The organism is Pseudoglutamicibacter cumminsii (assembly GCF_016907775.1).
GTDB classification, from domain to species: Bacteria; Actinomycetota; Actinomycetes; order Actinomycetales; family Micrococcaceae; genus Pseudoglutamicibacter; species Pseudoglutamicibacter cumminsii.
In genome coordinates, this window is record NZ_JAFBCO010000001.1 from 1,684,414 (window position 1) to 1,696,878 (window position 12,465).

The window sequence follows — 12,465 nt, forward strand, 5'->3', positions numbered from 1 at the left end:
AGGTGTAAAATTGGGGCATGACCAAGAAGAGGCGCTTCGACCTCCCTAAGCCTCTAGCCCTCGTATTCACCATCGCTATCTTTCTTGTGATACCGATTCCGCCTGCGGTGTATTTCGGTGGTGTCGACTGGCTGACTCAGGGACCTCAGGCTGGGTTGAAGGAGTTCCTCGTCACGTATGTTCTGGGTCTCGTGGTGCTGTTCGTGAGCCTTGGTTTTACTGTCTTTCGTGACCGAAAAAAGAAGAGTGGCCAGGCGACACAGGTGGTCGCGGGTGAGTAGACACCGGCAAACTGGCCAACGGCCTGGAATATGGGACATGTTGTGCCGACCACGGTCAGATTGCTTAGCAACCCAGACTGAATCGCAACTGAAAGAGCGGCATGTAAATCTGATACGCCACCGAAGCCAATCCTGTTCCCCCAACGTAGAGAAGCTTCGTTGGTTACGTTCCATGATCGCCTCCTGACGCACATCACTATCAGAACAGCGACCCCGGATGGATTTCCCATCCGGGGTCGCTGTTGCGTTGCAGGCTCCTAAGCTGACATTTGCAGGCTCGATGCATCGATGGCATCGAAATTCCTGCGAAGCCTAGGTGCCCGTTAATTCAGTAGGGCTAAGGCGGCACCTACAGCAAGCACCGTCAAAGCGACGTTAACAACGACGATCGCCAGATTGATCGCAAGTAACTGCTTTTTCTGAGCCACGTGCTTATTCCTGATGATCGCGTAGAGGATCGCACTTGCGATGGCCGGTCCGAGTGGTACGAAGAGCGCGAAAGCCCCAGCCATGATGGTCACGGTAAGTGCGACCGGATACAGCTGCTGTTGAGAGCCACCGTCTGGTCGCTCACGTTTGTTCACCGTGTTCATGATGTTCTGGTCCCCCTCGAAACGACGTGGTTCATTGGGTGAAGCGCCCTGAGTCTCCACTAAACCCAGGGCGTTTCAGGAGTAGTGCCCCATAGAGTGGTGTAACTCGGTGGCCGAGATCGTCTCCGACTTCGTGTCGTTGTCGGATGTAGAGCGGCCACCGCGTGATCCTTCGAGTCAACCTTCCAAAGAATCCTCGAACGGAGTCATCACGATGACCGCACCCCATATTGTCGACCCTGCCGGCCTGCTGGGCCAAGCCCTCGCCGATGCATCACCGGATCTGATGCGCGAGCTGCTGCAGACCATGATCAACGCCCTGCTTTCCGCCGACGCCGACAGCGTGTGCGGGGCCGAATGGAACGCCCGCTCCGAGCAGCGGACGAATCGCCGCAACGGCTACCGCCAGCGCCCGCTGGACACCCGCGTCGGCACGATCGATGTCGCCGTCCCGAAGCTGCGCCAGGGCTCGTATTTCCCGGAGTGGCTGCTCGAGCGCCGCAAGCGGGCCGAGTCCGCCCTGATCACGGTCGTGGCGGACTGCTACCTCGCTGGTGTGTCCACCCGCCGGATGGACAAGCTCGTCAAGACGCTCGGCATCCACGCCCTGTCGAAATCCCAGGTCTCGCGCATGGCCGCCGACCTCGACGAGCAGGTCGCCGCGTTCCGCCACCGACGTCTGGACGAGGCCGGGCCGTTCACGTTCGTCACCGCTGATGCGCTGGCGATCAAGGTCCGCGAGAACAAGCAGGTCGTCAAAGCCTCGGTGCTGCTGGCCACCGGCGTCAACGGTGACGGCCACCGCGAGGTCCTGGGCATGCAAGTCGCCACCAGCGAGACGAAGGCCTCGTGGAACACCTTCTTCGCCGACCTGGTGGCCCGTGGCCTGGGCGGAGTGCGGCTGGTGACCTCCGATGCCCACGCCGGGCTGGTGGAGGCGATCGCGGCACACCTGCCCGGGGCCGCCTGGCAGCGCTGCCGCACCCACTACGCCGCCAACCTCATGGCCGTGTGCCCCAAGTCCATGTGGCCGGCGGTGAAGGCGATGTTGCACAGCGTGTACGACCAGCCCACCGCATCGGCCGTGCACGAGCAGTTCGACCGCCTGCTGGAGTACACCGACAGCAGGCTGCCCGAGGTTGCTGACCACCTCGGCGATGCCCGTGAGGACCTGCTCGCCTTCACCGGGTTCCCCGACGATGTGTGGCGGCAGATCTGGTCCAACAACCCCACCGAACGTCTCAACCGGGAGATCCGCCGCCGCACCGACGTGGTCGGGATCTTCCCGAACCGGGATGCCATCGTTCGCCTCGTCGGCGCCGTCCTGGCCGAGCAGACCGACGAATGGGCCGAAGGCCGCCGCTACCTCGGTCTCGAAGTCCTCAGCCGCTGCCGACTCACCCTGACCACCGACCCCGCCACCAGCTCGCCGACGGAGGTGAGCACCGACGACCTGATGCAACTACCCGCCTGACCACCCACGAAGGATCACCATTCAGTTACACCACTTCCAGGGGCTTGACCGTTTCAGGTAGGGCGTCGGGTGTTGACTAGGCTTTTTGACGGAGGCTCGCTTTTATGAATCTTCCGATCTATCTTTTCACTACTCAACGAGGGATCAACTCTTGAAAATTATGAGGAAACTCTTCTCTGTCTTTGCTGCAACAGCAATGATTGCCGGTGCAGGGTTGGCAGTATCTGCACCTGCTGCAAATGCCGCATCCTGCACCAAGCTGACGGTGGCTTCAAAGGACGGACGTGTTCTGTATCTATGGAAGTGTGGAACCGAACTTCATGGCCAGCTGGTGAATGCATCAACTGGTGACCTTGCATACCTTCGTGCACCAGGCGGACAAACGACCGGTGGCAAGCGAGTTGCGGCAGGAAAGACGAGCGTCAACACCGGGAATGCAAGCGGCAAGTGGGCTGCATGCGTTGCGGTCAAAGATCGCCCTGGCAAAGACTGGTGCACCGCTTACAAGAGCTAAGCTGGAAGAAAGCATTAAAGGAAAGGAGTAGAGAGATCTACTCGTCTATCTTCTGGCGAACCAAGCCTGTCACAGTCGTACTGGAAATCGTTCTAGTGATTGTGGCGGGCTTGGTGCTCGTTCTAACAAGCCCAAGCGGTCTGGATCTGAAGGTGTATCGAGAAGGTGGTCTTGCGCTTCTCCATAACCCCTCGTCGCTTTACGATGCGATTCTGGGACCTGTGGGAGATCCAGGCCTCCCTTTCACGTATCCGCCGTTTGCGGCTCTTATTTTTGTCCCGATAGCGATAATGCCATTTTGGGCAGCTTTTGTGCTGTCGATTTTAGTTTCGATCGTTGCAGTCCTTTATGTCAGCAAAGATCTCTCTGAGCGAATAGTGGCAAAGTGGCCTAAACTTGAGTCGTACGTAACTACGGTTACGGTAAGCTCGCTGTTGCTAGTCTCAGGCCCCTTTCGAGACACCATTTGGTATGGTCAGATCAACATACTGATTTTTGCGGCCTGCTATCTGACCTTTGTCAAATGCAAGTCTCTAGCGCCATTTGTCGTCGTAGTTGGTATTTTTGCTGGCATCAAGCTGACTCCCATTGCCTTTTTGATTCTTCCGTTCGCAATGAAAAAATGGCGCGCGCTTATCATTGGCGTTGCTACATTCTTTGGTACTCAACTTGTGGGGTGGCTAGTTTCCCCGCACAACACCGTTCATTACTGGACCGATGTTCTCCGTGATCCTACGCGCGTGGGCGGGATTGGGTATCTAGACAACGTTTCGATTCAGGCCGTTCTTGAAAGAGCTGGACAGTCTCAAGCGGTGTGGTTTGTTATCGCACTCATTGTCGGGCTTTCATTTGTCGGGCTGCTATGGAGGATTGCTCCGTACACTGATCGTGTTGCAATGCTTGGCATTGCATCCGCATGTCCGGTGCTTGTGTCGCCCGTTAGCTGGTCCCACCATTGGGTGTGGTGGCCGATTATTGCGCTTGGTTGGATAACTCTGGCCCAGAAGGCTCCGTCAGTAGTAAAGTACACGATTTGGGTAGTAACGACGCTTTCTACGACTGCTTTGTTCTTTGCGCCTAAAGCCATCTCACTGGCTTTCGGCGTGTTCCCGGACGAGGAAATTGTACCGATGTGGGGGTATATCGCTCCAACACTTCCAGTTTTGGCAAACATGATTTGCTTGTACTTGGGCTTTGCTGTTCGAAGTCAAGTTCTCGCCTCAGAAGTAGGTATTGACAATTTTGATCGTGAGCTCGCCATGTAGTCTTTGCCAAGATGCCCTTTGATTGCATCTGACTGATTTTAGATCGCAGCATAAATCAGAACAGCCTTTGTCACTTTATAGAGATAGCGGACTTCGGACAATCCGACGTCCGCTGTCGTCGTTCATGAGAAGCTGAAAGCAAATAAGATGGGTCCGATTCAATGATTCTTTATGCGCTGCTATGGTTTCTCAAACTGTTCGAAAGCGTTCATGTGACGGGTGTATAAACAACTTTCACAAACAGAATCCTTCCAAGATTCCGTCCGCACCCCCTTTTGACCCTTAACCCAGTTCTCATCCGGGGTCGCTGTTGCGTTGCAGGCTCCTAAGCTGACATTTGCAGGCTCGATGCATCGATGGCATCGAAATTCCTGCGAAGCCTAGGTGCCCGTTAATTCAGTAGGGCTAAGGCGACACCTACAGCAAGCACCGTCAAAGCGACGTTAACAACGACGATCGCCAGATTGATCGCAAGTAACTGCTTTTTCTGAGCCACGTGCTTATTCCTGATGATCGCGTAGAGGATCGCACTTGCGATGGCCGGTCCGAGTGGTACGAAGAGCGCGAAAGCCCCAGCCATGATGGTCACGGTAAGTGCGACCGGATACAGCTGCTGTTGAGAGCCACCGTCTGGTCGCTCACGTTTGTTCATGGTGCTCATGATTACTGACCTCTCCAGGTGGAAGAATATCCCTTAGATGTACCGGTTAGTCGGCCTTTGATGGATTTCAGCTGTACACACAGCCCTTTAAGAGGCCCGACCCTATAGCTGAATACAGCCTCTAGATTTGCAGTTTTACCCCCGGAACCGGGTCAAGCCCCTGGAAGTGGTGTAACTGAATGGTGATCCTTCGTGGGTGGTCAGGCGGGTAGTTGCATCAGGTCGTCGGTGCTCACCTCCGTCGGCGAGCTGGTGGCGGGGTCGGTGGTCAGGGTGAGTCGGCAGCGGCTGAGGACTTCGAGACCGAGGTAGCGGCGGCCTTCGGCCCATTCGTCGGTCTGCTCGGCCAGGACGGCGCCGACGAGGCGAACGATGGCATCCCGGTTCGGGAAGATCCCGACCACGTCGGTGCGGCGGCGGATCTCCCGGTTGAGACGTTCGGTGGGGTTGTTGGACCAGATCTGCCGCCACACATCGTCGGGGAACCCGGTGAAGGCGAGCAGGTCCTCACGGGCATCGCCGAGGTGGTCAGCAACCTCGGGCAGCCTGCTGTCGGTGTACTCCAGCAGGCGGTCGAACTGCTCGTGCACGGCCGATGCGGTGGGCTGGTCGTACACGCTGTGCAACATCGCCTTCACCGCCGGCCACATGGACTTGGGGCACACGGCCATGAGGTTGGCGGCGTAGTGGGTGCGGCAGCGCTGCCAGGCGGCCCCGGGCAGGTGTGCCGCGATCGCCTCCACCAGCCCGGCGTGGGCATCGGAGGTCACCAGCCGCACTCCGCCCAGGCCACGGGCCACCAGGTCGGCGAAGAAGGTGTTCCACGAGGCCTTCGTCTCGCTGGTGGCGACTTGCATGCCCAGGACCTCGCGGTGGCCGTCACCGTTGACGCCGGTGGCCAGCAGCACCGAGGCTTTGACGACCTGCTTGTTCTCGCGGACCTTGATCGCCAGCGCATCAGCGGTGACGAACGTGAACGGCCCGGCCTCGTCCAGACGTCGGTGGCGGAACGCGGCGACCTGCTCGTCGAGGTCGGCGGCCATGCGCGAGACCTGGGATTTCGACAGGGCGTGGATGCCGAGCGTCTTGACGAGCTTGTCCATCCGGCGGGTGGACACACCAGCGAGGTAGCAGTCCGCCACGACCGTGATCAGGGCGGACTCGGCCCGCTTGCGGCGCTCGAGCAGCCACTCCGGGAAATACGAGCCCTGGCGCAGCTTCGGGACGGCGACATCGATCGTGCCGACGCGGGTGTCCAGCGGGCGCTGGCGGTAGCCGTTGCGGCGATTCGTCCGCTGCTCGGAGCGGGCGTTCCATTCGGCCCCGCACACGCTGTCGGCGTCGGCGGAAAGCAGGGCGTTGATCATGGTCTGCAGCAGCTCGCGCATCAGATCCGGTGATGCATCGGCGAGGGCTTGGCCCAGCAGGCCGGCAGGGTCGACAATATGGGGTGCGGTCATCGTGATGACTCCGTTCGAGGATTCTTTGGAAGGTTGACTCGAAGGATCACGCGGTGGCCGCTCTACATCCGACAACGACACGAAGTCGGAGACGATCTCGGCCACCGAGTTACACCACTCTATGGGGCACTACTCGGAACCGATCCAGCTTGACTTTTGTTGGAGTTCTGTCTGCGTCATAGGATTGAGGTTTCTCGATACATAGGCATGTGAATAGTTAATCTTTGTCACGCGCGATGAACTTACGCGATAACCCATCTCCAGTCGATATTCCAGTACTTTGATGCCGAATATTTTTACCCAACGGCTGTTCGAGATTTTCTTGTCAGAAGTGGCAAGTGGAGTAGGATGTTGCGGGGATAGGGGGGATTGGTCTTGTGTCGGGGATACCGATTTCTGGGCCAGTACGGGTTTTGGTGAGTCCTGTGGTTACGCCCAGCACTGTCTCAGGATCATCTCCATAGAGCCTAGGGTCCTGTAACGCTTCAAGGAAGGACTCTTGCTGTGTTCTCGTCAAATGTTGGAACTGCTCGAGAGTTTCATTATTAAGTGAAGCTAAATATTCCTCGTATTCTTCTGGGGTCCAGGCCGTGAGCTGCGGCTCGAAGATGACCCCAGCTACGGAATTTCCACTGGCATAAGCAGGCTGCAGACCGAATATGAATGCCAGGAGTAGCAAAGATGCAAGAATGGTGCGGAGCTTTTTGGGTTTCACGGTGCTCATTATGTTCTGGTTCTCCTCGTCATGAAGGGGTGCGCTGAGTTGTGAGGTGGCTGGCTTGGGGTTCTCACCTTGGCCATAACGTTGTGCCTCTAGGACTCATTAGAAAATATTTGCTTTACTTTCGGTATCAACAAATGTTGATACTTGGCTGAACCCAAACCTCAACAGTGCGACTACTGAATCTTGGTGAAGAAGTTTGGGTCTTATCGGTAAAGCGGTACTCGAGTCATGAAACGTCCACGCGTAGCGAGAGCATTCGATCCAAAAGCGCTCAAGTTTGAGTTCTCAGAAACTTTGGTCCTGCAGATCACAGCCGTAGCCATGGCCGTGCTGATCGGTGTGATGGAAATATTGAGCGTCCGCTCTGACGCCGGCACTTTCTGGGACAACGAGTTACTGCACATCGTTTTCACGCTCACCATCTGCATCACCTTCAGCTTCGTTGCCTTCTTAGGCCTTTTCGGGGAGCTACTGTTTATTGGCGTTTATGCATCGTTTGCTCTTATGCCGGAAGGGCCGCCACTGCAACTCATGATGCTCGGGTTGGGTTTCATCGCATGCAGGTGGATCGTGGCGCGCAAAACTACGTGGGCGATCCTACTGCTGGGCTCAGTTGTCCTCATCAACGCGATTCAGACAGAAATAACCCTGAACCAGATTGTTGCCTATGCGTTCCTGATCGCATCCACACTCCTCTTTGGTTTTGGGCTAAGGCTTACGTATGAGCATGTGACCACTCGCAACGCTGAACTCGAACAAGCACGACTCGAAGTAGTTCAAGCGGAATCAAGCATCAAAAAAGAGCTTGCACGCAATCTGCACGACACAGTGGCGCGCGACCTCGCCCGAATCGCAATGACGCTCGAAAGCGTGGGCATCTCTCACCCCGACCTGAGGGATCAACTCGATCCCATCATGAAGCTGGCGCGGGAATCATCTCGCCGGCTCAAACCAACCATCGCGGCCCTCAATGTAGACCTTGAACCTTCAACCTTCTCGGCAGCCGTACGCGAATCCGAGCTCGTCTTAGGCACCCGAGGCATTTCCCTGACAACGATGCTCCCACCTGAGCTCGACCAGCTATTCGACCAAGCAACATCCGACATCGCTTGCCTGGTACTCCGGGAAGCGACATACAACATCTTGAAACACGCAAAACGCAACAGCGAAGCCCACCTAAACGTGGAAGCCGAAGACGGAAACACGTCTCTAACGATCCTCAACAAACGAAGCGCCGCTAACAGCTCAGCGGGTATAACGGAAGGCTTCGGGCTCATCAACCTGCACCGGCAAGTTGAAGAGGGCGGCGGAAAACTGACAGTGAGTTCCTCAAAAACAAAGTGGGGTCTCCACGCAGCATTCACCCGCCAGGCGGTGGACGCATGAACAACATCATTCGAGTTGCTATCGCCGATGACGATGCGATTTTTCGCTCAAGTCTCTACGAAGTTCTAGCCGCACGCGAAGACATTGAGCTCGTTGGAACAGCATCTGACGGACTCAGACTGCTCAAACTTCTCGAAACGCGACCAGTCGATGTTGCCCTGCTCGATGTGGATATGCCATGGCTCAACGGAATTCGAACAGCGGAACTGATTACCGAACGATATCCGAAAACCGCGGTAGCCATGTTGACGGCCTTTCGAGACGAAAACTCCCTCAGCCAAGCACTACAGCACAACGTTCGTGGGTTTTTCACTAAGGATCTCAGCGGCGAGGATATCGCAGCCAATATTCGAAAAGTCGCAGCGGGTGAAACAGTTCTCGGCAACCGCCCGAGTCAAATCATGGTCCAGCATTTCGTCAAGACATCATCACGCAAGCGTGACCCGGGCCTCACCGACGCTGTGAACAACCTTCCCCGTCACCTGCGATCCGTCTTTGACTTGCTCGTACAGGGTCTTCCTAACAAGGCGATAGCGCAAGAACTACATTTGTCAGATTCCACCGTGCGTTCCTACGTCAGTGCTCTATTCGATGCGACCGGATATCGCACCCGTGGCGAACTCATGATGGCCGCCATCGACGCAGGAGACGGCTTACGCCAGGCCAACACCCAACGGTTGCAGTCTTAAACAGCCCTATGAAGTAGCGTTGATCTGTGCTATCAAAACGTCGTAAAGACTCACCTGATCCAGACCGCCGTCAGCCTCTCCAGAGCAGTCATGCGATTGACCCCGCAGGAATGCGTGCCATCTGGCTACTGCTCGTAGCCGCGTTCGTATCGATCCTCAACGAAACGACGATGGCGATCGCCATTCCGGCGTTGAACCGATCCTTGGACATCCCGCCCGAACAAGGGCAATGGCTCACCAGCGGCTTCATGCTCACTATGGCGGTCGTCATCCCAACGACTGGCTTCCTGATCCAGCGTTTCACGACCCGGCAGGTGTTCTTGGCAGCAGCTGGTCTCTTCGCACTGGGCACCGCGGTGTGCATGGTCTCGCAGGGGTTCATTCCGTTGCTGACAGGCCGCGTGATTCAAGCGGCTGGAACCGGCATCATGATGCCGCTGCTCATGACCACCATGATGGAAGTCGTGCCGGCTCAACAGCGCGGACGGATGATGGGCCGCGTAGGCCTCGTCATCTCGCTGGCGCCAGCTATTGGCCCAACCATGTCAGGCATTGTCCTCGACACCCTGGGTTGGCGCTGGCTCTTCGGAATCGTGCTGCCCATCGCAATCATCTCTCTTCTCCTGGGTTGGCGCTGGCTCGGCAACCTGGGGGAGTCCACGACCGCGCCCATCGACGTCCTCTCTGTGGTGCTATCCGCATTCGCGTTTGGCGGCATCGTCTTTGCCTTGAATCAGCTGGCTAACGGCGGGGCCGCAACTGAGGGGGCTTTCCTGACTTCGCCAACTGGAACATGGGTACTGATTGGCGCGAGCCTTTTGATCCTTGTGTTGTTCGTGCTTCGACAGCTGGCTCTTCAGAAACGGGATGGAGCGCTCCTCGACCTCCGCGTGTTCTTGTCCAGCAACTTTGTGGTGTCCGTAGCAATCATGACGATCGTTGCTTTGGCGATGTTCGGTACGTTCTCGCTTCTGCCTCTATACCTGCAGTCCGTCGTGGGGCTGACAGCAACGCAATCTGGTCTGGTGATGCTACCTGGATCGATCCTGATGGGGTTGCTGGGGCCCATCATGGGACGCATTTATGACGCTCGGGGACCTAGAATCCTCCTGATTCCCGGCACGATTTTCATCTCGGGTGCTCTGCTTTCGTATTCCATGGTGGGTACGCAGACCCCCGTCTGGTGGATCGTCTCCACACAGATTGTGATGGCGGTAGGCTTGGCCGCGTCCTTCACTCCACTGTTTTCCGCGTCCCTGGGGTCCCTACAGCGACACCTGTATTCGCACGGTTCAGCCGTGTTGAACACGCTCCAACAAGTAGCTGGGGCGGCAGGAACCGCGATGCTCATCGGCGTGTACTCAGCTTCGCTTCACTCCGGTGAGGCACGCGGACTCACGGTTGTCGAAGCCGGGGAACCGGGCGCGCACACCGCCTTCCAGATGGCCCTGATCGCCGCCCTCGTGGCGGTAGTGCTCTCCGTCTTTGTGCGCAAGCCTGAAGAGCCGGAAGCTCAAGATCGAACCGCCATCGAGGAAGACGGTGAAAACCCGGAGCAGAACAACAACGACTGACGTTCGCTTCGGCACTGACTTCTTCCCGTTAACGTGTCCCACTTCACGCTCCGGAAGCGATAGGCTCAGAGTAGACGCACAGAATGTGCCTAATCTGATCTGTGCTTAACCTGATCCAGGGAAGGTGATGACGTGGAGATTGGTCGCTTTATCGAAGGGCAACCATGCTGGCTCGAGCTTCGGACGTCCGTACGACGTGAGGCGCTCGACTTCTACACAGGCTTGCTGGAATGGCAGTATGAAGAGCGCGAAGGCCTCACCACGGCCCTGATCCGCGGACGCGCTGTCGCATCCATCGTCGACAAGACCGATGATTCCCGCCCAGATGAGTGGATCACCTACATCGCAGTGGCCTCCGTCGACGACGCGATCGAACGCGTCAAAGAAGCCGGCGGCGTTGTTCTCGAAGAAGCCGAAAACCGCCCCGGCCTTGGCCGTGTAGCGCTGGTAGCTGACAGCCCAGGTGAACTCGCCGCTGTCATGGGCCTCATGCAGATCGGGGACCACCAGGGCTACGAGGTCTACTACAAGGCGGGCGCGCCTTACTGGCATGAGCTCTATTCCCGTAACTTCCCGGGCACCGTGAAATTCTTCGAGGACGTCTACGGCTGGAAGACTCAGAACGTCTCCGACGTCGTCGGGCACGAATACGTGACCCTGCAGGGCGAAGAATCCGGCCCAGTCGCCGGTATCATGAACGCCTCGGTGGTGCTCAAGGACAACATCCCGGCGACCTGGCGCATCTACTGGGGTGTGGCCAACGCCGCAGCGCAGATCGACGTCGTCGGCCACCTCGGTGGCCGTGCAGCTAGCCTGCCAACCGAAACGAACATCGGCGCCGTAGCCTCCGTGATCGATCCAGGCGGTGCACGCTTCCTGATCGGCTCGGGCTACCCAGTTCTCTAGTTGTTGGGCAGGGAACTCAAGCCATAGAGACGTTTGGTGCGCACCCTCAGCAGGGTGCGCACCAAACGTTTAAAGAGCGACCGTATTTTGAAGAGAAGCTGCCCGGCGAACGGCTTTAGCTCTGGCTAGTGGCCGGTACCGGGCTCCACGAGTCCTTCTGCTTCCATCCGCAGTAGGTGTTTCTTAGCGAGTTCACCACCCAGGTAAGCCCCCATACGCCCGTCAGTACGCACCACCCGGTGGCACGGCAAAAGTAATGGAAGTGGGTTCGTTGCGCACGCAGTGCCAGCGGCGCGGACGGCATCAGGGTTGCCAGCCATTTCAGCTAGCTCCGCATACGTGATGGTGCTTCCGTACGGAATCCGTGCGAGCGCACGCTGAACAGTCTCGCGGAAACCATTGCCATGGGGGCCGTCCAATGGCACATCGAACGAATCCCTCTCAAGCATGAAGTATTCATCGATCTGCTCAACTGCCATATCGGCCCACGCCTGCGCTCTATCGCGCAGGGTACGGTCCGTCTCTTCAAATAACCGTGCCATTCCTTCTTCGACGAACGGATTCATGCGGTGCTTGAAGTCGATATGTGCAATTCCTGTAGGCGTGGAAGAGACCACAAGCGTTCCAATTGCGGTAGAGAGTTCAGCTACCGCGGCTACAGCACGCACCGTGTTTGTCATGATCACTTCCACCAGGGTTGAGAATGGCACGGAGCCGACATTGAATGGGTATGTAGGTTCCGAATGTGAATTAAACCCATCGTAGTCGGCTACGCTCCACAGGCAAGGCTATGTATCTACTATGTTTTCACACAGGCTTCTTGAGCAGTGTCGACCACGCTCCGCCTCCATGTGACACACATTACGCTTTGCGTCAGGGCATCACGAAACAGTTTTCCGCGTAGTTTTAGAATAGTGCCTCAGGTGAACCGCCATATG

The 12,465-nt window shown here is 57.2% G+C and carries 13 protein-coding genes; 8 read left to right on the top strand and 5 right to left on the bottom strand.

Annotation, left to right across the window (positions count from 1 at the left end):
- The first annotated feature begins 17 nt into the window (after positions 1 to 17).
- A complete protein-coding gene (locus tag JOD50_RS07625) occupies positions 18 to 281 on the top strand; it encodes a hypothetical protein (protein ID WP_204881042.1) in 264 nt (87 codons plus the stop codon).
- 323 nt (positions 282 to 604) lie between these two features.
- On the opposite strand, the gene JOD50_RS07630 is transcribed toward JOD50_RS07625, so the two are convergent.
- Complete coding sequence (locus tag JOD50_RS07630) at positions 605 to 874, bottom strand: hypothetical protein (RefSeq protein WP_204881043.1); 270 nt, start codon at positions 872 to 874, stop codon at positions 605 to 607.
- Positions 875 to 1,088: 214 nt separating this feature from the next.
- On the opposite strand from JOD50_RS07630, the gene JOD50_RS07635 reads away from it, so the two are divergent.
- The 3 genes from JOD50_RS07635 (at position 1,089) to JOD50_RS07645 (ending at position 4,127) form a co-directional block, all read left to right on the top strand.
- Positions 1,089 to 2,348, top strand: coding sequence for an IS256 family transposase (locus tag JOD50_RS07635; protein WP_070491369.1), 1,260 nt, complete (start codon positions 1,089 to 1,091; stop codon positions 2,346 to 2,348).
- Positions 2,349 to 2,433: 85 nt separating this feature from the next.
- Complete coding sequence (locus JOD50_RS07640) at positions 2,434 to 2,862, top strand: hypothetical protein (RefSeq protein ID WP_204881044.1); 429 nt, start codon at positions 2,434 to 2,436, stop codon at positions 2,860 to 2,862.
- Positions 2,841 to 4,127: a glycosyltransferase 87 family protein gene (locus tag JOD50_RS07645; protein WP_204881045.1), complete on the top strand. Its 1,287-nt coding sequence runs from the start codon at positions 2,841 to 2,843 to the stop codon at positions 4,125 to 4,127. Before JOD50_RS07640 ends, JOD50_RS07645 begins: the two co-directional genes overlap by 22 nt.
- A gap of 391 nt (positions 4,128 to 4,518) precedes the next feature.
- Here JOD50_RS07645 and JOD50_RS07650 read toward each other — a convergent pair whose 3' ends face one another.
- The 3 genes from JOD50_RS07650 to JOD50_RS07660 all read right to left on the bottom strand — a co-directional run bounded on the left by JOD50_RS07650 (position 4,519) and on the right by JOD50_RS07660 (position 6,972).
- The gene (locus JOD50_RS07650) at positions 4,519 to 4,788 is read right to left on the bottom strand and encodes a hypothetical protein (RefSeq protein WP_204881046.1); all 270 of its coding nucleotides are present in this window, start codon (positions 4,786 to 4,788) and stop codon (positions 4,519 to 4,521) included.
- Between the two features lie 200 nt (positions 4,789 to 4,988).
- Positions 4,989 to 6,248: an IS256 family transposase gene (locus JOD50_RS07655; RefSeq protein WP_070491369.1), complete on the bottom strand. Its 1,260-nt coding sequence runs from the start codon at positions 6,246 to 6,248 to the stop codon at positions 4,989 to 4,991.
- A gap of 325 nt (positions 6,249 to 6,573) precedes the next feature.
- Positions 6,574 to 6,972: a hypothetical protein gene (locus JOD50_RS07660; protein WP_204881047.1), complete on the bottom strand. Its 399-nt coding sequence runs from the start codon at positions 6,970 to 6,972 to the stop codon at positions 6,574 to 6,576.
- Between the two features lie 228 nt (positions 6,973 to 7,200).
- Here JOD50_RS07660 and JOD50_RS07665 point away from each other — a divergent pair, with 228 nt between their 5' ends.
- From JOD50_RS07665 to JOD50_RS07680, 4 genes are all read left to right on the top strand, one after another.
- Entirely contained in the window at positions 7,201 to 8,358 is a 1,158-nt protein-coding gene (locus tag JOD50_RS07665) for a sensor histidine kinase (protein ID WP_204881048.1), read from the top strand.
- Positions 8,355 to 9,047: a response regulator transcription factor gene (locus tag JOD50_RS07670; protein ID WP_204881049.1), complete on the top strand. Its 693-nt coding sequence runs from the start codon at positions 8,355 to 8,357 to the stop codon at positions 9,045 to 9,047. Before JOD50_RS07665 ends, JOD50_RS07670 begins: the two co-directional genes overlap by 4 nt.
- Before the next feature lie 110 nt (positions 9,048 to 9,157).
- Entirely contained in the window at positions 9,158 to 10,621 is a 1,464-nt protein-coding gene (locus JOD50_RS07675) for an MDR family MFS transporter (RefSeq protein WP_204881604.1), read from the top strand.
- A 132-nt stretch (positions 10,622 to 10,753) separates the two neighbouring features.
- Positions 10,754 to 11,527: a VOC family protein gene (locus JOD50_RS07680; protein ID WP_204881050.1), complete on the top strand. Its 774-nt coding sequence runs from the start codon at positions 10,754 to 10,756 to the stop codon at positions 11,525 to 11,527.
- A 125-nt stretch (positions 11,528 to 11,652) separates the two neighbouring features.
- Here the strand turns inward: JOD50_RS07680 and JOD50_RS07685 are convergent, their stop codons facing one another.
- Positions 11,653 to 12,207: a methylated-DNA--[protein]-cysteine S-methyltransferase gene (locus tag JOD50_RS07685; protein WP_204881051.1), complete on the bottom strand. Its 555-nt coding sequence runs from the start codon at positions 12,205 to 12,207 to the stop codon at positions 11,653 to 11,655.
- Positions 12,208 to 12,465: the final 258 nt, after the last annotated feature.

What these genes read in the sequence shown, in the direction of transcription:
- JOD50_RS07625 (WP_204881042.1), top strand. Translation starts at nt 18, where the DNA reads ATGACCAAGAAGAGGCGCTTCGACCTCCCTAAGCCTCTAGCCCTCGTA.
- JOD50_RS07630 (WP_204881043.1), bottom strand. Translation starts at nt 874, where the DNA reads ATGAACACGGTGAACAAACGTGAGCGACCAGACGGTGGCTCTCAACAG.
- JOD50_RS07635 (WP_070491369.1), top strand. Translation starts at nt 1,089, where the DNA reads ATGACCGCACCCCATATTGTCGACCCTGCCGGCCTGCTGGGCCAAGCC.
- JOD50_RS07650 (WP_204881046.1), bottom strand. Translation starts at nt 4,788, where the DNA reads ATGAGCACCATGAACAAACGTGAGCGACCAGACGGTGGCTCTCAACAG.
- JOD50_RS07655 (WP_070491369.1), bottom strand. Translation starts at nt 6,248, where the DNA reads ATGACCGCACCCCATATTGTCGACCCTGCCGGCCTGCTGGGCCAAGCC.
- JOD50_RS07660 (WP_204881047.1), bottom strand. Translation starts at nt 6,972, where the DNA reads ATGAGCACCGTGAAACCCAAAAAGCTCCGCACCATTCTTGCATCTTTG.
- JOD50_RS07665 (WP_204881048.1), top strand. Translation starts at nt 7,201, where the DNA reads ATGAAACGTCCACGCGTAGCGAGAGCATTCGATCCAAAAGCGCTCAAG.
- JOD50_RS07670 (WP_204881049.1), top strand. Translation starts at nt 8,355, where the DNA reads ATGAACAACATCATTCGAGTTGCTATCGCCGATGACGATGCGATTTTT.
- JOD50_RS07675 (WP_204881604.1), top strand. Translation starts at nt 9,158, where the DNA reads ATGCGTGCCATCTGGCTACTGCTCGTAGCCGCGTTCGTATCGATCCTC.
- JOD50_RS07685 (WP_204881051.1), bottom strand. Translation starts at nt 12,207, where the DNA reads ATGACAAACACGGTGCGTGCTGTAGCCGCGGTAGCTGAACTCTCTACC.